Raw genomic sequence first — 21,025 nt, forward strand, 5'->3', positions numbered from 1 at the left:
GAAACCGCGGCGGCTGCCGGGCGGCCATTCGGTGGACATTCGGTGGACATTCGGTGGCCGGCCGGAGACCAATCGGCGGCCATTTGGCGGCCATTTGGCGGCCATTTGGCGGCCATTTGGCGGCCGGCCGGCGCGCGATCGCCGCTCACGCCGCAAGATCGGCGAACCGCTCGCGCGAGTTCGACGCGGCCGTCCGCCCCACCGCCCGTCAGCCGACGCTCAGCCAACGCTCAGCCAACGCTCGACGATTCCCGCATCGAGCGCATTCGCCGCGCCGTCGTAGACGATTCTCCCCCGCCCCATCACCGCGACGCGCGACGCGAGCGCGGGCGCGAGCTGCATCCGCTGCTCGATCAGGAGCAGCGCGACGCCTTGCGCCTTCGCGTCGGCAAGACACGCGCGCACCTGCTCGACCGCGAGCGGCGCGAGCCCTTCGGCCGGCTCGTCGACGATCAGCACGCGCGGCGCGCCGATCAGCGCGCGCGCGAGCGCGAGCATCTGCTGCTCGCCGCCCGACAGCACGCCCGCCTTCGTCCGCCAGCGCTCGGCGAGCATCGGATAGCGCCGGCGCGCGTCGGCGAGCGCCGCGCGCGCAGCCGCGCCGGACATGCCGCGCAAGCCGAGCCGCAGATTGTCCTCGACGCTCAGCAACGCAAACACGTCGCGGCTCTCGGCGACGTAGCCGACGCCGCGCCGCGCGATCTCGAACGGCGGCGCGCCCGCGACGTCGACGCCGTCGACGCGCACCGTCCCCGCCGCCCGCACGATTCCGATGACCGCCTTCGCGAGCGTCGAGCGGCCCGAGCCGTTGCGGCCGACGAGCGCGACGGCCTCGCCCGCCGCGATCCGCAGGTCGACGCCGTCGAGCACCGGCAGCGCGCCGTATCCGGCACGCACGCCGCGCAGTTCGAGCAACGCGCTCATCGCTCGAACGCCTCGCCGAGATACGCGGCGCGCACGGCCGCGTTCGCGCGAATCGCCGCGGGCGCGCCGGTCGCGACGAGCTCGCCGCGCACGAGCACCGATACGCGATCGGCGAAGCCGAACACCGCGTCCATGTCGTGCTCGATCATCAGCACCGTCCTGCCCGCCGTCGCGCGCCGGATCAGCGCGATCGTGCGCCGCGCCTGCTCGCGGCTCATGCCGGCCGTCGGCTCGTCGAACAGGAACACCGACGCGCCGCTCGCGAGCGCGAGGCCCACGTCGAGCGCGCGCTGCTCCGCGTAGCTCAGGCTGCCCGCGAGCGCGTCGCGATGCGCGGCGAGGCCGATCGACGCGAGCGCGGCGTCGGCGGCGCGATCGATCTCGGCGGCGCCCGCGAGCCGGTTGCGCCAGCGGCGGCGCTGCCGCGGCGCATGGAGCGCCGCGCAGCGCAGGTTGTCGTAGACGCTCATCCGCGCGAACACGCTCGTCTGCTGGAAGCTGCGCGCGAGCCCGAGGCGCGCGACCGCATGCGGGCCGCGCCGCCCGAGATCGGTGCCGTTCAGCTCGATGCGGCCATGCGTCGGCGCGAGCGCGCCCGCGATCAGGTTGAAGAGCGTCGACTTGCCGGCGCCGTTCGGGCCGATCAACGCATGGCGCTCGCCGGCGCGGATCGTCAGATCGACGCCGACGAGAACCGGCGTCGCGCCGAACGACTTGCCGACGTTCGTCAGGCGCAACGCGGCAGGCGCGGTCGCCGCGTGGGCGCTCGCGCGCTCGGGATCGGCCGCGGCGGCCGAGGCGCGGGCTGCGAGCGCGGCTGCGTCGTCGGAGGCAACCGCCGCACGGGGCGCAAGCGCGCTCGCCTTGCCGCCTGCGCCGGCTGCGCCGCTCGCGTACGGCATGCCGGGCGCGCCGGCCGCATCGATGTCCCGAGCATTCGAATCATCCGAGGCATTCGCGCGAATCACGCGATCGAAGCGATCCGCGAGATCCGCACGAGCACGATTCGCGCCGCGCCGCCGCGCCGCCTGCGCGAACCCCGCGCCGATCGCCGCCGCGGCCGCCGCGACCGCCCAGCCTAGCGGCGCGCCTGCATCGAACCGCCAGAGCCCGATGACGGCGCGCCGTGCGTCGTCTTGCGCGAACCGCAGCGCATACGCGAGCTCGACGACGAACACGATCGCGACGCCGCCCGCGAGCGCCGCGAGCGCGCCGAGCAGCTCGCGCCGCCAGTCGAAGCGCGCGCCGCCGCGCCGCCGCGCCTCGCGCCGCGCGCGCGGCCAGCCGCTCGCGCCGCCCGGCGCCGCCAGCACGACCGCGACGAACAGCAGCCCCAGATACAGCAGCCACGCGCGCGACACGCTCGCGACGAACACGCTGAAGAACGTCAGCAGCACCGCGCCGACGGCGGGCCCGAAGAAGCTCGTCGCACCGCCGATCACGGCCGCGAACAGCACCGCGCCCGAGCGCAGCATGCCGACGCTCTCCGACGTGGCGACCTCGACGTCGATCAGCGTCAGCGCGCCCGACACGCCCGCGAAAAACGCCGCCGCGATCGCCATCGCGTAGCGTACGCGGCGCGGATCGGTGCCGAGCGCGGCGACGCGCGCCGGGTTGTCGCGCACCGCGTTCGCGAGCCGCGCGAGCGGCGTGCGCACGAGCGCGCGCATCGCGGCCGCCGCGACGACGCACCAGATCGCGATCAGCGCATACGCCTGCGCCGGCTTGCCGAAATCCCACGCGCCGAGCGCGGGGCCGCTCGCCCGGTCGATCGACACGCCGCCCGCGCCGCCGAACCAGTCGGGCACGCTCCACGCGGCGGCCGCGACGAGCTCGCCGAGCCCGAGCGTGATCATCGCGAACGCGGTGCCCGCGCGCCGCGTCGCGATGAAGCCGAACAGCGCGCCGAAGCCCGCGCCCGCGACGCCGCCGGCGAGCGGCACGAGCGGCAGCGGCAGGCCGTAGCGATTGAACCCGTGCGCGGCGGCGAACGCGCCGAGCCCGGCGAACGCCGCATGCCCGAACGACAGCAGTCCCGTCGTGCCGAGCAGCAGGTTGTAAGACAGCGCGAGCACGATCATCGCGGCCGTCTGCGCGAGATAGCCGAGCACCCAGCCGCGCGGCCACGCGAGCGCGGGCGCGGCGAGCAGCGCGACGAGCGCGAGCCACGGCAGCGCGACGGCCAGACGGCTTCGCACGGCCACGCTAGACATCGTCGCGCTCGCCGAGCAGGCCGCGCGCGCGGCACGCGAGCACCGCGACGAGCAGCAGATACGGAATCAGCGGCGCGAGCTGCGCGAGCGTCAGCGCGCGCCACGCGTCGGGCAACGCGATGCCCGCCCATTCGCCCGCGTCGCCGAGCGACGCTCGGCTCGCCGTCGCGAACGTCTGCGCGCAACCGACCGCGAGCGACGCGACGAGCGCGCCCGCGAGCGAGCCGAGCCCGCCGATCACGATCACCGCGAACACGACCGAGCCGAGCGTCTGCGCCATCGCGGGCTCGATCACCGCGAGCGGCGCGCCGATCACGCCCGCGAGCGCGGCAAGCGCCGTGCCCGCGCCGAACACGAGCGTCATCACGCGCGGCACGTCGTGGCCGAGCGCCTCGACCGCCGCACGATGCGTGAGCGCCGCGCGCACGACGAGCCCCGTCTGCGACACGCGCAGCATCGCCCACGACGCGCCGAGCATCGCGACCGACACGATCATCATGAACACGCGATAGCGCGGAAACACCGCGCCGTCGACGGTGAACGCGGCGCCGTCGAGCGCGGCGGGCACGGGCGCGGCGAGCGGCGCGAGCCCCCAGACGAGCTTCACGCCCTCGGCGATCAGATACGCGAGCCCGAACGTGAGCAGCAATTCGTCGAGATGGCCGCTCGCCCTCACCCGCCGCAGCAGCGCGCGTTCGCACAACGCGCCGAGCGCGCCGACGACGAGCGGCGCGGCGACGAGCGCGACCCAGAAACTCGTGCGCGCGGCAATCGCGTAGCCGGCATACGCGCCGAGCATGTAGAAGCTCGCATGCGCGAAGTTCAGCACGCCCAGCATGCTGAAGATCAGCGTGAGCCCCGCGCACAGCATGAACAGCAACAGCCCGTAGCTCAGGCCGTTCAGCAGATTGACGACGATCGACTGCACCGCGTCAGGCCGCCTGCGGCGCGGCAAGCGGCGCGAGCGCGGCGCGCAACGGCTCGGGCAGCGGCACCGGACGGCGCGTCGCGCGATCGACGTACACGTGCACGAAATGCCCTTGCGCGGCGGCCGACGCGTCGCCGTCGGCGAACAGGCCGACCTCGTAGAGCACGCTCGACGAGCCGAGCCGCGCGACCCGCAGCCCCGCTTCGACGCGCTGCGGAAACACGAGCGGCGCGAAGTAGTTGCACTGCGTCTCGACCACGAGGCCGATCGTCTCGCCGTGCTCGACGTCAAGCACGCCGCGGCGGATCAGGTATTCGTTGACGACCGTGTCGAAGTAGCTGTAGTAGACGACGTTGTTCACGTGCCCGTAGACGTCGTTGTCCATCCAGCGCGTCGTGATCGGCAGGAAATGGCGGTAGGCGCTGCGCGGCAGCGGAACGGGTTTGGCTGAGGACATGTCGGCGCGATGCGAAAGGACGGTTGCTTGACGATGGGTTGAGGATGGCCGCACGGCGGCGCGACGGCGAGGCGGCGCGACGGCGAGGCGGCGGCTGCGCGATCGGGCGGCGTCGCCGCGTCGCCCGGAATCGCCGGTGAACGCGCTGACGAACGCAACCGCGGACACGCCGCAGAAGATGCCGGCGAAACCGCGCGCGGCGCCGTCACAGCGATTCGACGAGCATGCGCCGGTAGTCGTCCGCCGTCGCGACGCGCGGATTCGTCTTGTGGCAATGATCGACGAGCGCGCCTTCGATCACGTGCTCGAACACGCGCTCGTCGACGCCCATTTGCCGGAGTCCCGTCGGCAGGCCGAGGCGCGCGGTCATGTCGTGCAGCGCCTGCGGCAGATCCGCGCGCTCGGGCAGATTCATCACGCGGCGCATCCGCGCATAGCGGCGCTCGGCGACCACGCTCGCCGCGCTTTCGTTGAAACGCAGCACCGCGGGCAGCACGACCGCGTTCAGCGTGCCGTGATGCAGCGACGTCTTGCCGTTCACCTTCACGCCGCCCAACGGATGCGACAGCGAATGCACGCAGCCGAGCCCCTTCTGGAACGCCATCGCGCCCTGCATCGACGCGCTCATCATCGCAAGACGCGCGGCGCGGTCGCCGCCGTCGTGCGTCGCGCGCTCGATGTGCGCCCACGCGCGCTCGAGGCCGTCGAGCGCGATGCCGTCGGCGGGCGGGTTGAACGCCGGCGCGAGGAACGTTTCGATGCAGTGCGCGATCGCGTCCATGCCGGTCGCGGCCGTGAGGCCGGGCGGCAGGCCGAGCGTCAGCGACGGATCGCAGATCGCCGCCTTCGGCAGCAGGTGCCACGAATGGAAACCGAGCTTGCGGCCGTCGGTGAGGATCAGGATCGCGCCGCGCGCGACCTCGCTGCCCGTGCCCGAGGTCGTCGGCACCGCGACGAGGGGCGCGACGGCCGCGGTGATCCGCTCGCTGCCGCCTTCGATCGTCGCGTATCGCGCGAGCGGCAGCGGATGCGTCGCCGCGATCGCGACGCCTTTCGCGAGATCGATCGCCGAGCCGCCGCCGACCGCGACGAGCCCGTCGCAGCCTTCGTCGCGGTAGCGCGCCGCGGCGGCGAGCACGGCGGCTTCGGTCGGATTCGACGGAGTATCGTCGAACACGGGCAGCGCGCCCGCCCCGAGCGCGTCCAGCGCGCGATCGACGAGCCCCGCCGCCGCGACGCCCTTGTCCGTCACGACGAGCGGGCGCGCGATGCCGCTTCGCGCGCATTCGGCCTTGAGCATCGCGAGCGCGTCGTCGCCGAGATGAATGTGCGTCAGGTAATAGATGTAGGCCACGGGAAGTCTCCTTCGGTCGCGCTCGTTCAAATCGCCGGGCGGCACGTTCGCGCGCGGCCGATGCGCCGCCCGGCGCTGGACAAGCGGCCTTCGTCCGGGCGAACATGCGACGCCGGGCGCGGCGCACGCGGGGCGTGCCGCACAGAAAAGCATAGATTGCGGCAAATTCCAAGAGGCGCGGCGCAAGGTTATTTTCACATCGAAGAGGAAACATCATGGCAGATCCGCAGCTCATCACGACCGCTTTCGACATTCCGGGCTACCGGATCGAACGCTCGCTCGGCGTCGCGCGCGGCATCGTCGTGCGCTCGCGCTCGATCGTCGGCACGTTCGGCGCGTCGATTCAAACGCTGTTCGGCGGCAACATCTCGCTCTACACGTCGCTGTGCGAGCGCGCGCGGCGGGAGGCCTACGAGCGGATGGTCGAAGAAGCGCGGCAGATGGGCGGCAACGCGATCATCGGGATGCGCTACGACGCGACCGAGATCGCGTCGGGCGTGACCGAGGTGCTGTGCTACGGCACGGCGGTGCAGGCGGCGCGCGCCGGCTGACGCCGACCGCCCGGGGCGGCGGGCCGCGCCGGCGCGGCCCGCTTGTTCGTGGCTTGTTCGCCGCTTGTCCGTGGCTTGTTCGTCGCCTGCCCCCGCTTGCCCGCCGCGGCGCCCAATCCGTTTCCGTGCTTCGTTACTGGCCGGGGAACTCGACGATTTCGAAGTCGAGGCCGCGCGCGCGCATCCAGTCGGCGAGCGCCTGGCCGGTGCCGGCGCGCCACGGCCGCAGCATCGGCGGATCGACGAGCCGGTATTCGAGCAACTCCGGCGACAGGCGAATCGTCCCGTTCGCGCGCACGTGATACGCGATGATCAATTCGTTCTTGCGAATGAACTCATAAACGCCGACGAGCTTCACCGATTCCGCGTCGAGCGACGTCTCCTCGCGCACTTCGCGGGCGATGCCCGCCTCGGGCGTTTCGCCGCGCTCGAGGAAGCCGGTGATGAGCGCGAACACGCCTTCGGGCCACGCGGCGTTGCGCGCGAGCAGGATCTTGCCTTCGTATTCGACGATCGCCGCGACGACGGGCACCGGATTGTTCCAATGGACATAGCCGCAGGTTTCGTCGGGACACGCGCGGCGCACGCGGCCGCCCTCCTCGATGGAATCGACGCGCTCGGTGAGCGCTCGCGCGCAGCGAGGACAGAATCGGTAGTCTGCGGTGGTCATTTGTCGGGGATCGGCCGGCGGCTTTGCCCGCTCGCTCGGATACGTCGGGCGCGGCGCGCGAGTCCTGCCGTTTTTTTGGGTCGGGAAGGCCCAATTCTAGCGAGTTTGGACGATCGAGACGCGCCCGGCGCGGCACGCACTCCCCGCATCGGCGCTACCTCGCCTTGACCGACACGAATTTGCGCTCGCCGCCGCGCTGTATCAGCACCGCGACCACCTTTCCCGCCTTCGCCTCCAACGCAGGCACCATGTCCGGCGTCTCGATCAGCGTGTCGTTGAACTCCAGCACGACGTCGCCCGGCTGGATGCCCGCGTTCGCCGCCGGTCCGCGCACCGCGTCGACCACCATCCCGACCGGCAACCCCGTCGAGCGGCGCTCGTCGTCCGTCAGCGGATGCATCGTCAGGCCGAGGCGATCCGCTCCGCCCGCTTCGCTTCGGCCGGCGCTCGCGCTGCCCGACGAACCGGCGGCCGCCGCGCCCGCCGCCGGGCCCGATCCGAGCCTCAGCGTCATCGGCGCGCGGTTGCGCACCAGCCTGATCGGCGTGCTTGCGCCGGGCGGCAGCGCCGCCACGTCGCCGGCGAACTCGGACGAACGGCCGACCGGCCTGTCGCCAACCTGCACGATCACGTCGCCCGGCTTCAAACCGATCGCCGCCCCGGGCGACCCCGGCTCGACCGCGTTGACGAGCGCGCCCGCCGACCGCGGCAAACCGAACGCCGCCGCGAGCCCCGGGCCGACGTCCTGCACGTCGACGCCGAGCCCGTTCTGCTGCGCCGCGTACTGCGGCTGCTGGGCCTGCTGTTGGGCTTGCTGTTGGGCTTGCTGCTGGGCTTGCTGCTGGGCCTGTTGCCGCGCCTGCAGCTGAGCCTGTTGTTGCGCCTGCATCGCCTGCGTGCGCACCTTCACCGCCAGATTGATCGGAATCGCAAACGTCACGCCCGGATTGCGGTCGCCGCTCCCGTAGATCTGCACATCGATGCCGATCACCTCGCCGGCGCGGTTGAACACCGGGCCGCCCGAATTGTCGAGATTGCCGGTCACGTCGGTCTGAAAGAACGGGAAGCTGCCGCCGTCCGGCAGCGTGCGCGACGTCGCGCTGACGATGCCCGTCGTCACCGTGTTCGCGGCGCCGTCCGGCGCGCCGATCGTCAGCACCGGCTCGCCGACGCGCACCCGCGACGAGTCGCCGAGCCGCACCGTCGGCAGCTTCGTCGCATCGATCTGCAGCACGGCCACGTCGCTCTGGTCGTCGAGCGCCACCACGCGCGCCTTGAACTCGCGCCGATCGACGAGGCGGACCGTCACCTCGGTCGCCTGCCCGACCACGTAGGCGGTCGTGAGGATGATGCCGTCCGGGCTGACGATGAAACCGGACCCCGCGCCCGCCATCGCGCGCGGCGCGTTGTCCTGGGACGTCGGCGGTTGCATCGCGGAGAGCTTGAAGTACGCGAAGAACGGATCGTCGGGGTCGAGCGCCTCGAGGCCGGACGCCGACATCTGCGGCTCCTGCGCCGGCACGCTCACGTTCACGACGGCGGGCCCGTAACGCTCGACGAGCGTGGGGAAATCGATCGGCCCCGCAGGGCCCGTCTGCGCGATCCGCTTCGCCTTCAGGGTTTGCGGCAACGTGCCCGCTGCGATCTCCGTCGGCTGCAGGCAGGCAAAGCCCGCAAGCACCGCCCCGATCGCTGCAGCGTGAATCAGGGCGCGGCCAAGCGTTTGACGAGACACAGTGCACCTCCAAGGCAGTCGTTATGCCAGGGGCCCGTTGCGCGGCGCGCAAAGGACTAGCACGCACTGGTGAATTGATTATTGCATAGCGGCCGACGGCCGGCAGTCCGTGCTTTCACGATATTCGCAATTCGCCGCGGCCTGCGACGCACGTTCGTCGGATGCGCGTCGGATGCTCGTTGGATGCGCGGCGAGCGCATCGAGAAAAGTGGAAGCGGCGGAACGCGCCGCGTGGGCGCGCAAGCTCGATGACGATCGATTGCGGCGGTCATTCGGCGCGCGCGGCGCGCTCCGGTCGATGCGCAGGATGCGCGCGCCATGCGCGGCAAGCGGCAAGCGGCAAGCGGCAAGCGACGATGCCTCAACACGGACCGTCGCGACGCGGCTCGACAAAAAATCGTGCAGCACCGCGGCGCGGCGACGCGGCGGCGGAGGCGGCGAAGGCGGCGGAGGCGGCGGAGGCGGCAGAGGCGGCAGAGGCGGAGGCCGCGCATTCGACGCGGGAAAGGCGACGCTCGGCAATGCACGCGGCGCGCGCTCCCAACGACGCAACGCACGATGCACGTCGAGCACGTCGAGCGCGTCGATGCAGCAGGCGTGCTCGAACGCCCGCAACCGCTTCATCGCGCCATCGCCAGTCGCGCGCTCATGCGACGTCGCGGCCGTGCGTCGTCGCGCGCGAACTCGCCGCTACCGCTGCAAACCCCGCCGCCCCGACGAGCAGCACCGCCGACGCGAGCCAGAGCGCCGGCGAAAAGGTTCCCGCGCGCGCGGCGAGCGGCGCGGCCGCCAGCGGCCCGGCAATCTGTCCGACGCCATACGACGCGGTCGCATACCCCATCAGGCCCGCCGCGCGCTCGCCGCGCAAGCGGCGCGCTTCGCGCATCGCGAACAGCGTGATCGCGGTGAACGGCAAGCCGACGAGCGCGCTGCCGAACGCGAATCCGGGCGCCGTCGGCCAGACGATGCCGAGCGCGACGCCGGCCGCCTGCACCGCGCAGCAAACCGCGAGCAGCAGGCGATTGTCCCAGCGGCTCGGCAGCCGCGCGCCGACCAGCGCGCCGACGATCAGCGCCGCGCCGAACGTCGGCCAGAACAGATCGGGCCACGGCGAGTGCGCGGGCAACGCGGCGCGGGCGATCACCGGCAGGAAGGTCGCGGTGATGATGTAGCCGAAGCCGGGCAGGCCGTAGAGCAAGACGAGCCAGAACGCATCGCGCCGGGCGGCGGTGCACGCGTGCGGCGCGCTTGCGGCCGATGCGGCGAGCGCGCCGCGCTTGCCGGGAATTTGCGCGGACGCGAAATTCTTTGCGGCCGCCGCTGTCGACGCGTTGGACGCGTTGGACGCGTTGGACGCGTTGGACGCGTTGGACGCGTTGGACGCGTTGGACGCGTTGGACGCGTTGGACGCGTTGGACGCGTTGGACGCGTTGGACGCGTTGGACGCGTTGGACGCGTTGGACGCGTTGGACGCGTTGGACGCGTTGGACGCATCGGGCGTATCGGGCGCGTTGGATACGTCACGCGCATCGGGCACGCCGTACGCCGAACCCACTCGAATGGCGTCGGCCGATCCGGCCGGCTCGACCGCGCACCTCGTCTCGGCCCGACCGCCCGCCTCTGCCAAGCCGCCCCCATCGCCCGCGATTTCCGCCCCGCGACGAAGACGCCCGCCGTCCGCATCGCGCATCGGGTCGCGCCCCGTCGCCCCGAACGCGCGCCACACGATCGCCGACAGCACCGCCGACGCCGCCGCGAACCCGATCCAGCCGAACGCCGCACGCTGCCCCGCCAACGCGGAGCCGATCAGCCCCGTCACGACGATCCCGATCCCCGGCCCGGTATAGATCACGCCGCCCCACGCAGGCGCGCCGCGCTCGGCCACGCGCCTCAGGCCCCACTGCGACGCGAACACGAACGTCCACGCGCTGACCGCGCCGCTCGCGAAGCGCACGAGCGCCCACACCCAGAACGGGCTCGCGACTCCCATCGCGAGCGTCAGCGCGACCGTCGCCGCGAGCCCGGCGCGCACCATCCGCGCCGGATCGACGGCGATGCGCGCGCAGGTCATCGCGCCGACGAAATAGCCCGCGTAGTTCGCGGACGCGAGCCAGCCGCCGTGCCGGATGTCGAGCTCGCCGCCCGCGAGCATCAGCGGCAACAGCGGCGTGAACGCGAAGCGCCCGACGCCGAGCGCGACCGCGAGCGCCGCCGCACAGGCGAGCGCCGCGTCGCGCGCCGCGCGCTCGCCGGAGAATGGATAGTCGGGCGCGCCGGCCGCGCCGCGTGAAGGAGAAAGGGAGCGCATCGTTTCGAGGGCGACGCGGCCGATTCGAGGGGTCGGAAGCGTCGCGGATTAGCCAAAATCGAATCGATGCTAGCTTGACCAACCGTTCTCGAAAAATGAATAATTGAGATTCGATCCATCCCATGGAGAGAATCATGGATCTGGCGGCGCTGGCGATCTTTCGCGCGGTCGTGCGCGAGAACGGCGTGACGCGCGCGGCCGCGAAGCTCAATCGCGTGCAGTCGAACGTCACGACCCGCATCAAGCAGCTGGAGGAACAGCTCGGCGCACCGCTTTTCGTGCGCGACGGCCGCCGGCTCGTGCTGACGCCCGCGGGCGAAACGCTGCTGCCGTACGCGGAGCGCTTGCTCGCGCTCGCCGACGAGGGCGCGCCACGCGGTCCGCGAGAACCGCCCTCGCGGCCGGCTGCGGCTCGGCGCGATGGAAAGCACCGCGGCGAGCCGTCTGCCCGCTTTTCTCGCGCGCTACCATCAGGCGTGGCCCGACGTCACGCTCGAGCTCGTCACCGGCACGACCGGCGAGCTGATCAGCCTGGTGCGCGAATTCGAGCTCGACGCCGCGCTCGTTGCGACACCGGCCGGCTCCGAGGCGCTCGGCGAGCCGTTCGAGACCGCGCCCGCCTTCACCGAGGAACTCGTGCTGCTGACGCCGCGCGGCCATCCGCGCGTGCGCACGCCGCGGGACGTGCTGCTGCCGACGCTCGTCGCGTTCGAGCGCGGCTGCGCGTACCGCGGTTGCGTCGAGCGCTGGTATGCCGCATACGGGCTCAAGCCCGGGCGCGTGCTCGAGCTCGGTTCGTATCACGCGATCGTCGCGTGCGTCGCGGCGGGCGCGGGCGTCGCGGTCGCGCCGCGCTCGGTGCTCGCCGTCCAGCGCGAGCCCGACAGCCTCGGCGTGCATCCGATCGACGACATCGCGCCGATCGACACGATGCTGGTCTGGCGTCAGGGGCATTTCTCGGCGGCGCTCGCCGCGTTGCGCGACGCGTTGCGCGATGCGGCCGCGGCGGCGAACGCAACCGACATCGCGACGAACGAAACGGCGAAGGCCACGCGCGGGCGCACGCGGCGCGGCACGGCGGACGAAACGCTGGCCGTCTGACGTGCGCGATGCGCGCGTGCATAGCCGGCTCGCCGTGCGGCGGCGCTGCATCACGCAACGCGAGGCGAGGCAACGCGACATGACGCGCGCCGACGCCATGCGCGCATCGCGCACCGCCGCGCCCGTCATCGAACCCGAAAGCAAAACGGCCCAGCCGGCGCAAGCCGATTGGACCGTTTCGGTCGTTCGATCATCCGATTTTTGCCGCGACGCTCGCGGAAGTCGAAGAAGCGAAGCGCGCCGGCATCGCCGCAAGCTCATCGTCCAAGCCCGCGTTCCGCCGCGCGGGCGCACCGCGCACCGCGCCGATACGCCCCCGAAATCGCGTCACCCGCCGCCGCCGTGCGGCCGCCGTCGCGACGAGAACGGCGAGCCGAATCTCGTCGCGCCGCCCGGCCGCGTCACAGCCGCGCTTCGACCCAGCCCTTGACGCCCGCGAGCGCCGCCGGCAGATTCGCCGGCTCGGTGCCGCCCGCCTGCGCCATGTCCGGCCGGCCGCCGCCCTTGCCGCCCACTTGCTGCGCGACGAAGTTGACGAGCTCGCCCGCCTTCACCTTCTTGCTCGCGTCCGCCGTGACGCCCGCGATCAGGCTCACCTTGCCGCCGTCGACGGCCGCGAGCACGATCGCCGCGCTCTTCAGCTTGTCCTTCAGCTTGTCGACGGTCTCGCGCAGCGTCTTCGCGTCGGCGCCGTCGAGCGTCGCGGCGAGCACGTGCACGCCGCCGATTTCGACCGCCTGCTGCGCGAGCTCGTCGCCCTGGCTCGACGCGAGCTTCGACTTCAGCGCGGCGAGTTCCCTCTCGAGCGATTTCACCTGATCCTGCACCTGGCCGATCCGCTGGATCAGCTCGGACGGCTGCGCCTTCAGCGCCGCCGCCGCCGCGTTCACGCGCGCGTCGAGCGCCTGCACGTAGCGCACCGCGTTGTCGCCCGTGATCGCCTCGACGCGCCGAATGCCCGCCGCGACGCCGCCTTCCGCGACGATCTTGAAGAGGCCGATGTCGCCCGTGCGATGCACGTGCGTGCCGCCGCAGAGCTCGCGCGAGAAACCGAGATCGAGCACGCGCACTTCGTCGCCGTACTTCTCGCCGAAGAGCGCCATCGCGCCGCCCTTCACCGCGTCGTCGTACGGCATCACGCGCACGATGCCGGGCGCGTTCGCGAGCACCTGCTCGTTGACGATGGCCTCGACGCGGCGGATTTCGTCGTCGGTCAGCGGCGCGTTGTGCGCGAAGTCGAAGCGGGTCTTGTCCGCGTCGACGAGCGAGCCCTTCTGCTGCACGTGCGAGCCGAGCACGTCGCGCAGCGCCTTGTGCATCAGGTGGGTCGCCGAGTGATTGCGCGCGGTGCGCGCACGGCGCTCGGCGTCGATCTCCGCGCGAACGACGTCGCCGATCTTCAGCGTGCCCTGCTCGAGCGTGCCGTGGTGGCCGATCACGTCGGCCTGGACCTTCAGCGTGTCGGCGACCGCGAAGCGCGTGGCCGCGTTCGCGAGCACGCCCTGATCGCCGACCTGGCCGCCCGATTCCGCGTAGAACGGCGTGTGGTCGAGCACGACGACCGCGCTCTCGCCCGCCTTCACGGCGTCGACCGACGCGCCGTCGACGTACAGCGCGACGACTTTCGCGTCGTCGAACGCGATTTCCTCGTAGCCGTGGAAGGCCGTCTTCGCGCCCGAGTAGTCGAGGCCCTGCGCCGCCTTGAACTTGCCCGCCGCGCGCGCCTGCTCGCGCTGGCGCGCCATCGCGTCGTCGAACGCAGGCTCGTCGACCGTCACGCCGCGCTCGCGGCACACGTCGGCCGTCAGATCGAGCGGGAAGCCGTACGTGTCGTGCAGCTTGAACGCGAGTTCGCCGTCGAGCGTCTTGCCACCCGCGGCGTCGAGCTCGCCGAGCGCGGCGTCGAGAATCGACATCCCGTGCTCGATCGTCTCGAAGAAGCGCTCTTCCTCCTGGCGCAGCACGTCGGTCACGCGCTGCTCGGCTTCCTTCAGCTCCGGATAGGCCACGCCCATCTCGGCGACGAGATCCGCCACGAGCTTGTGGAAGAACGCCCCCTTGCGGCCGAGCTTGTAGCCGTGGCGAATCGCGCGGCGCACGATCCGGCGCAGCACGTAGCCGCGGCCTTCGTTGCCGGGGATCACGCCGTCGACGATCAGGAACGAGCACGCGCGGATGTGATCGGCGATCACCTTCAGCGAATTGTTCGCGAGGTCGGCCACGCCCGTTTCGCGCGCCGACGCCTTGATCAGGTTCTGGAACAGGTCGATCTCGTAGTTGCTGTGCACGTGCTGCAGCACGGCCGCGATCCGCTCGAGGCCCATGCCGGTGTCGACGCACGGCTTCGGCAGGCGCGTCATGTTGCCCTGCGCGTCGCGGTTGAACTGCATGAACACGAGGTTCCAGATCTCGATGTAGCGGTCGCCGTCTTCCTCGGGGGACCCCGGCGGGCCGCCCCACACGTCCGGGCCGTGGTCGTAGAAGATTTCCGAGCACGGGCCGCACGGGCCCGTGTCGCCCATCTGCCAGAAATTGTCCGACGCGTAGCGCGCGCCCTTGTTGTCGCCGATGCGGATGATCCGCTCGGCCGGCACGCCGACTTCCTTCGCCCAGATGTCGTACGCCTCATCGTCGTCGTGGTAGACGGTGACCCAGAGCTTGTCGGCGGGCAGCGCGTAGACGGTCGTCAGCAGTTCCCACGCGTAATGGATCGCATCGCGCTTGAAGTAGTCGCCGAACGAGAAGTTGCCGAGCATCTCGAAGAACGTGTGGTGGCGCGCGGTGTAGCCGACGTTCTCGAGGTCGTTGTGCTTGCCGCCCGCGCGCACGCTGCGCTGCGAGGTGGTCGCGCGGGAGTACGGGCGCGTCTCGGCGCCGAGGAACACGTCCTTGAATTGCACCATCCCCGAATTGGTGAAGAGCAGCGTGGGGTCGTTGCCCGGGACGAGGCTCGACGAGCGGACGATCGTGTGGCCCTTCGATTCGAAGAACTTGAGGAATTTCTCGCGGATTTCGGCGGCTTTCATAGCGTGCGGGGACGGGGTCAGGCCAAAACTGGGTTGAGCGCCGGCCGCTTCGACTCGGCGGACGGCGGCTGGATTCTGAAACGATCAATTATACGGGATAGATCCCCGCTCGCGGCCGGTGGGCGTTGGGGTGGGCGTTGGGGTGGGCGTTGGGGTGGGCGTTGGGGTGGGCGTTGGGGCGGGCGTTGGGCGAACGTTCCGTGGACGGCGTCGAGGGCCGGCAGCGGGCGACGCGGCCGACTCGGCGTAAGATCGTCGCGGTCCGGAAACGTCCGACGCGCTAGTCGAGGACGGCCGGCAAAGCACGCGAAATCCACGCCGGAAACACGCGGCCGGGCTCGAACGACGGGTTTGGGGCGACGGGTTTGGGGCGACGGGTTGGGCCAACCGGCCAGGCCGAGTCGAGCCGCGGCGAGCTGAACTCGGCCGTGACCGGGACCAGAACCGGCGAGTCCGGTCGAGCCGAACGATCGCGCGCGATACGAGCGCGCCGCGACGGCCGCATGGCGACGCGTCGAACCCAATGTGGACGATACGCCCGACACGCCGACAATCATGCCGCGGCCACCCCCGAAAGACGCCCGGCCGCCGCGCCATTACCGACCGTTCGGAGCCATTCGGAGCCATTTTTCGAGGCCGTTGCCGGCTTCCCGGCCATGAGCAGGCCATTGCACCGTTCGAAGCCGTTGCCGAGCGCTCGAGCGCCGTGCTCGAGCGCCCCGCCGGCTCTCGCTCGACGTCGCAACACGTTCACATCGGCATCTCGTCGGCTTTCGACCGAGCGCATCGAAGCCGCATCGAAGCCGCATCGGGGCCGCATCGAGACCGCACCCAAGCCGCGCCGGAACCTCGCCCCCAATCCGCTCCGCCGAAGCAGCGCCACGCGGCGAGCGGTCACAACCGCGCCGCGGGCGCTCGCGGCGGCGGCGCGCGCCTGCATCCGGCCCCGCCGCCGCCCTCGCGCCGCCCGCCTTCGCGACAGCCGCACCCGAATCGCTTTAAGATGCGGCGGGAGACGACCAACCGGACACGCGCCCGCGCGGCCGCGCCCCGATCGGCGCGACGCCCTTGGGCCGCGCGCCGATCGATGGCACCACCAACAGAGGAGACTGAACGAAGATGGGAGCCCTCAGCCATATCCGCGTCCTGGACCTGAGCCGCGTGCTCGCGGGCCCGTGGTGCGCGCAGACGCTTGCCGATCTCGGCGCCGACGTGATCAAGGTCGAGCGCCCGGAGAGCGGCGACGACACCCGGCACTGGGGCCCGCCGTACCTGAAAACGCCCGACGGCGCCGACACCCGCGAAGCCGCGTACTACCTCGCCGCGAACCGCAACAAGCGCTCGGTGACGGTCGACATCGCGACGCCGGAGGGCCAGCGGATCGTCCGCGAGCTCGCCGCGCAATGCGACGTCGTGCTCGAGAACTACAAGGTCGGCCAGCTCGCGAAATACGGGCTCGACTTCGAATCGCTGAAAGCCGTGAAGCCCGATCTCGTCTACTGCTCGGTGACGGGCTTCGGCCAGACGGGCCCGTATGCGCACCGCGCGGGCTACGACTTCATCATCCAGGGAATGGGCGGCTTCATGAGCATCACGGGCGAGCGCGACGGCCTGCCGGGCGGCGGCCCGCAGAAGGCGGGCGTCGCGATCGCCGATCTCGCGACGGGCCTCTACTCGGCGATCGCGATCCTCGCCGCGCTCGCGCACCGCGACCGCACGGGCTGCGGCCAGCACATCGACATGGCGCTCCTCGACGTGCAGGTCGCGCTCCTCGCGAACATGAACACGAACTTCCTCGCGAGCGGCAAGCCGCCCGTGCGCTGGGGCAACGCGCATCCGAACATCGTGCCTTACCAGACGTTCGAGACGAGCGACGGCTGGATCATCGTCGCGGTCGGCAACGACGGGCAGTTCCGCAAGTTCGTCGAGGCGGGCGGCCGCGCGGCGCTCGCCGACGACGAGCGCTTCGCGACGAACCCGGCGCGCGTGCGCCATCGCGACACGCTCGTGCCAATCATCGCGGAGATGACGAAGACGCGCACGAAACGCGAATGGCTCGACGCGCTCGAGGCACTCGGCGTGCCGTGCGGGCCGATCAACGATCTCGACGAAGTGTTCGACGACGAGCAAGTGCGCGCGCGCGGCATGCAGGTCGAGCTGCCTCATCCGAGCGGCGCGACCGTGAAGCTCGTGCGCAACCCGATCCGGATGAGCGAGACGCCGCCCGACGCGCGCAGCGCGCCGCCTCTCCTCGGCGAGCACACGGACGCGGTGTTGCGCGACATGCTCGGCTACGGCGACGCGGCGATCGCGGCGCTCAGGGACAAGCGCGTCGTGTGAGCGCGGCGCATGGGTGCGATGGCGGGCGCGCGGCTTCGATTGTGCGCCCGCGTTCTTTCTCTCGAGTGTTGGTTCTTCGCCCCGTCGCCCGCTCGCCCGCTCGCCGTTTCGCCGTTTCGCCGTTTCGCCGTTTCGCCGTTTCGCCGGTTTGCCGGTTTGCCGGTTTGCCGATTCAAACTCGCGAACTTCTATAGCTTCAAGGCTTCGGACGTTGAGCATCGACGGTTGAACTTTTGCGTCGAGCGTCGAGCTTCGAGCCCGAGCCCGAGCCCGAGCCCGAGCCCGAGCCCGAGCCCGAGCCCGAGCCCGAGCCCGAGCCCGAGCCCGAGCCCGAGCCCGAGCCCGAGCTTCGAACTCCGCATTTCGCGCGCCGGAACTTGCCCCCCTCGAAAGCCCGAAATGTCCGCGCGCCGCAACCCGGGATCTCGACGCGCGGCCCGCCCCGTTCACCGCACGCGGCACCCGGCAAGCGCACCCGGACATCGCCTCGTCACGACCGAACGGTACAAAGCGGGCTTCCACGTTTTCCCTGCGGAGGTCCCGCATGTCGTCGCGTCGCAAGTTTCTCCTCTAGCGGGAAAGCGGGATAGCGACAGGAATGATCAACGCCCGACGTCGACCGAAAAACCGCGAACACGAGCGCGTCGCTTCGGCCGCCGACACCCGAAACGGTGCCCCCGAACAAACCAGCCGGCGAAGATGCCGATCGCGAGCCCTCGTCGAAGGGCCCCAAAACCCGACGAAATCGTGCCCGCCAACAAAACGGGCGCGCCTATGGCGCGCCCTGCTGCCCGGCTTGCGACGGGCTGACACATGCATTCGTGCAACGAAGCTGACGAAGGGCGCGAAACCGGCGAATTCGACGCCCCGGATCTACGATCCGGCACCGCCCCCGGCATTCGCCCGCGCCACCTGCTCGACAGGAGCGCCGTGGCGGCCCCGTCCACCGCTCGGCCGCCGCGTCGAATGCCCTTTAATGCCCTTCTGCGCCCTTTAGCGCACGCCCGCGCCGACGAGGCCGCCCGCCGCCGCGCCCGCGACGGTGCCGATCGGGCCGCCCGTGATCAGGTAGCCGAGCGCGCCGCCCGCGGCCGCGCCGATGCCGGCGTTGCGCTGCGTGCGGTTCATCGCGCACGCGCTCAAGCTGGCGAGCGCCACGGCGATGACGGTGGCGCGAACGAGAAAGCTGGTCTTCTTCATCATGATGCTGCCTTCGAAACGTTGCCGCGCAAGGCACGGCGCGGCGGCATGAAACCTGGGTGAGCGCATCTTAAAAAAGCGCGATCCGGCCGGCAAGGCGATTTACCTCCCGTTACAGCGGCAACACATGCCGCACAAATGCCGGAAAAACGCGCCGCGCCGCCCGCCGCAAGGTGCGCCGCTCCTCAGGACGGTCGTCCGTCAGGTAGAATTGACGAATTCGAGCGGCGCGGCACGCGCCCTCCCCCTTTTTCTTCCCTGTTCCGCATGAGCACCGAACGCAACGACGCCACCGCGCCTTCCAATTTCATCCGCAACATCATCGACGACGACAACCGCGCGAGCAAATGGAGCGGCCGCGTCGAAACGCGCTTCCCGCCCGAGCCGAACGGGTATCTGCACATCGGCCATGCAAAGAGCATCTGCCTGAACTTCGGCGTCGCCCGCGACTACGGCGGCGTGTGCCACCTGCGCTTCGACGACACGAATCCGGAAAAGGAAAGCGTCGAATACGTGAATTCGATCATCGACGCGGTGCGCTGGCTCGGCTTCGACTGGCAGAAAGACGGCGTCGACCACCAGTACTTCGCGAGCGATTATTACGACAAGCTCTACGAATTCGCCGAGCTGCTGATCCAGCGCGGCAAGGCGTACGTCGACAGCCAGAGCGCCGACGAGATGCGCACGAACCGCGGCTCGCTGACCGAGCCGGGCACGCCGTCGCCGTTCCGCGACCGCTCGCCCGAGGAGAACCTCGACCTGTTCCGCCGGATGAAGGCGGGCGAGTTCAAGGAAGGCGAGCACGTGCTGCGCGCGAAGATCGACATGGGTTCGCCGAACATGAACATGCGCGACCCGGTGATCTATCGCATCCGCTACGCGCACCACTACCGCACGGGCGACGCGTGGTGCGTGTACCCGATGTACGACTACACGCACTGCATCTCGGACGCGATCGAGAACATCACGCACTCGCTCTGCACGCTCGAATTCGAGGATCACCGCCCGCTCTACGACTGGGTGCTCAACGAGCTCGCCGACGCCGGCGTGTTCGCGCGGCCGCTGCCGCAGCAAATCGAGTTCTCGCGCCTGAATCTCACGTACGCGATCACGAGCAAGCGCAAGCTGCTGCAGCTCGTGACGGAAGGCCACGTCGACGGCTGGGACGACCCGCGGATGCCGACCATCGTCGGCGTGCGCCGCCGCGGCTTCACGCCGCAGAGCATCCAGCTCTTCTGCGAGCGGATCGGCGTGACGAAGGTCGATTCGTGGATCGACATGAGCGTGTTCGAAGGCGCGCTGCGCGACGACCTCGACGACAAGGCGCCGCGCACGGTCGCCGTGCTTGATCCGCTCAAGCTCGTCATCGACAACTATCCGGAAGGCCAGACTGAGGAATGCACGGCGCCCGTGCACCCGCACCATCCGGAGCGCGGGCAGCGCACGTTCCCGATCTCGCGCGAGCTGTGGATCGAGCGCGAGGACTTCAACGAGAGCCCGCCGAAGGGCTATTTCCGACTGTTCCCGGGCAACAAGGTGCGGCTGCGCTACGGCTACGTGATCGAATGCACGGGCGCCGACAAGGACGAAAACGGCAACGTGATCGCCGTGCACTGCAACTACTATCCGGACAGCAAGTCGGGCACCGAAGGCGCGAACAACTACAAGGTGAAGGGCAACATCCACTGGGTGAGCGCGCCGCACGCGTGCCCGGCCGAAGTGCGGATCTACGATCGCCTGTTCAAGGAGCCGCACCCGGACGCGGGCGGCCGCAACTTCCTCGAGGCGCTGAATCCGGATTCGAAGAAGGTCGTCCAGGCCTACCTCGAGCCCGGCGCGCGCGACGCGACGCCGGAGGCGCGCTATCAGTTCGAGCGCCACGGCTACTTCGTCGCGGACCGTGTCGATTCGAAACCCGGCCAGCCGGTGTTCAACCGGATCGTCGGCCTGCGCGACAGCTGGGGCAAGCCGGCCTGACGGCCGCTTCGGCGCGCTCCGTTACTCGCGCCGCGCAAAAAATGAAATGCCCGGCTCAGGCCGGGCATTTTCGTTTGATGTCCGAGCCGGGATGGCAGCCGAGTCGGCTTTCGGCCCGCCGACCGGTCCGGATTGCCGCGGCGCGTGCGGCGTCCGGCGCGCAGGCGCGCGTGACACCGAACCTCGCGCGGACGAATCGGCCGGGCGTCGCACGCCGGGCGTCGCACGCGGGGGATCGCGC

The 21,025-nt window shown here is 70.8% G+C and carries 15 protein-coding genes and 1 pseudogene; 5 read left to right on the forward strand and 11 right to left on the reverse strand.

All coding sequences use genetic code 11. The annotated features are described in order from the left end of the window. Nucleotides 1-219: 219 nt before the first annotated feature. The 5 genes from WS78_RS10975 to WS78_RS11000 all read right to left on the reverse strand — a co-directional run bounded on the left by WS78_RS10975 (nt 220) and on the right by WS78_RS11000 (nt 5,876). A complete protein-coding gene (locus WS78_RS10975) occupies nt 220-924 on the reverse strand; it encodes an ABC transporter ATP-binding protein (RefSeq protein ID WP_059583064.1) in 705 nt (234 codons plus the stop codon). Next, nucleotides 921-3,137 (reverse strand): branched-chain amino acid ABC transporter ATP-binding protein/permease, encoded by a 2,217-nt coding sequence (locus tag WS78_RS10980; RefSeq protein WP_059583060.1) that lies wholly within the window; start codon nt 3,135-3,137, stop codon nt 921-923. The genes WS78_RS10975 and WS78_RS10980 overlap by 4 nt, the downstream gene beginning before the upstream one ends. Then, nucleotides 3,130-4,065 carry a branched-chain amino acid ABC transporter permease gene (locus WS78_RS10985; protein WP_038751321.1) on the reverse strand — a complete coding sequence of 312 codons (936 nt, stop codon included), beginning with the start codon at nt 4,063-4,065 and terminating at the stop codon, nt 3,130-3,132. The genes WS78_RS10980 and WS78_RS10985 overlap by 8 nt, the downstream gene beginning before the upstream one ends. Nucleotides 4,066-4,069: 4 nt before the next feature. Then, nucleotides 4,070-4,522 carry an acyl-CoA thioesterase gene (locus WS78_RS10990; RefSeq protein WP_059583054.1) on the reverse strand — a complete coding sequence of 151 codons (453 nt, stop codon included), beginning with the start codon at nt 4,520-4,522 and terminating at the stop codon, nt 4,070-4,072. A 205-nt stretch (nt 4,523-4,727) separates the two neighbouring features. Beyond that, a complete protein-coding gene (locus WS78_RS11000) occupies nt 4,728-5,876 on the reverse strand; it encodes an iron-containing alcohol dehydrogenase (protein ID WP_038751325.1) in 1,149 nt (382 codons plus the stop codon). 215 nt (nt 5,877-6,091) lie between these two features. Between WS78_RS11000 and WS78_RS11005 the strand changes: the two genes are divergently transcribed. After that, nucleotides 6,092-6,427: a YbjQ family protein gene (locus tag WS78_RS11005; protein ID WP_038751326.1), complete on the forward strand. Its 336-nt coding sequence runs from the start codon at nt 6,092-6,094 to the stop codon at nt 6,425-6,427. A 133-nt stretch (nt 6,428-6,560) separates the two neighbouring features. Here the strand turns inward: WS78_RS11005 and WS78_RS11010 are convergent, their stop codons facing one another. The 3 genes from WS78_RS11010 to WS78_RS11025 all read right to left on the reverse strand — a co-directional run bounded on the left by WS78_RS11010 (nt 6,561) and on the right by WS78_RS11025 (nt 11,140). After that, complete coding sequence (locus tag WS78_RS11010; RefSeq protein ID WP_038751328.1) at nt 6,561-7,097, reverse strand: NUDIX domain-containing protein; 537 nt, start codon at nt 7,095-7,097, stop codon at nt 6,561-6,563. Between the two features lie 154 nt (nt 7,098-7,251). Further along, nucleotides 7,252-8,832, reverse strand: a complete 1,581-nt coding sequence (locus WS78_RS11015) for a trypsin-like peptidase domain-containing protein (RefSeq protein WP_059583051.1) — start codon at nt 8,830-8,832, stop codon at nt 7,252-7,254. Nucleotides 8,833-9,478: 646 nt separating this feature from the next. After that, nucleotides 9,479-11,140, reverse strand: a complete 1,662-nt coding sequence (locus WS78_RS11025; RefSeq protein WP_059627728.1) for a YbfB/YjiJ family MFS transporter — start codon at nt 11,138-11,140, stop codon at nt 9,479-9,481. A 134-nt stretch (nt 11,141-11,274) separates the two neighbouring features. On the opposite strand from WS78_RS11025, the pseudogene WS78_RS11030 reads away from it, so the two are divergent. Together WS78_RS11030 and WS78_RS11035 are read left to right on the forward strand one after the other, a co-directional pair. Beyond that, a pseudogene (locus WS78_RS11030) lies at nt 11,275-12,241 on the forward strand (LysR substrate-binding domain-containing protein). A gap of 79 nt (nt 12,242-12,320) precedes the next feature. Further along, nucleotides 12,321-12,671 carry a hypothetical protein gene (locus WS78_RS11035; RefSeq protein WP_156437581.1) on the forward strand — a complete coding sequence of 117 codons (351 nt, stop codon included), beginning with the start codon at nt 12,321-12,323 and terminating at the stop codon, nt 12,669-12,671. On the opposite strand, the gene alaS is transcribed toward WS78_RS11035, so the two are convergent. Further along, complete coding sequence (alaS, locus tag WS78_RS11040) at nt 12,643-15,267, reverse strand: alanine--tRNA ligase (RefSeq protein WP_038751334.1); 2,625 nt, start codon at nt 15,265-15,267, stop codon at nt 12,643-12,645. The genes WS78_RS11035 and alaS overlap by 29 nt on opposite strands. A 1,119-nt stretch (nt 15,268-16,386) precedes the next feature. Between alaS and WS78_RS11050 the strand changes: the two genes are divergently transcribed. Next, a complete protein-coding gene (locus WS78_RS11050) occupies nt 16,387-17,607 on the forward strand; it encodes a CaiB/BaiF CoA transferase family protein (protein ID WP_059583034.1) in 1,221 nt (406 codons plus the stop codon). A gap of 188 nt (nt 17,608-17,795) precedes the next feature. Here the strand turns inward: WS78_RS11050 and WS78_RS37035 are convergent, their stop codons facing one another. Then, complete coding sequence (locus WS78_RS37035) at nt 17,796-17,969, reverse strand: hypothetical protein (RefSeq protein ID WP_197419473.1); 174 nt, start codon at nt 17,967-17,969, stop codon at nt 17,796-17,798. Nucleotides 17,970-18,600: 631 nt separating this feature from the next. Beyond that, on the reverse strand, nt 18,601-18,810 hold the full coding sequence (locus WS78_RS37040; RefSeq protein ID WP_038751336.1) for an ornithine acetyltransferase: 210 nt from the start codon (nt 18,808-18,810) through the stop codon (nt 18,601-18,603). A gap of 264 nt (nt 18,811-19,074) precedes the next feature. On the opposite strand from WS78_RS37040, the gene WS78_RS11065 reads away from it, so the two are divergent. Beyond that, entirely contained in the window at nt 19,075-20,784 is a 1,710-nt protein-coding gene (locus WS78_RS11065) for a glutamine--tRNA ligase/YqeY domain fusion protein (protein WP_059583030.1), read from the forward strand. Nucleotides 20,785-21,025: the final 241 nt, after the last annotated feature.

The sequence above is a fragment of the Burkholderia savannae genome (genome assembly GCF_001524445.2).
GTDB lineage: Bacteria > Pseudomonadota > Gammaproteobacteria > Burkholderiales > Burkholderiaceae > Burkholderia > Burkholderia savannae.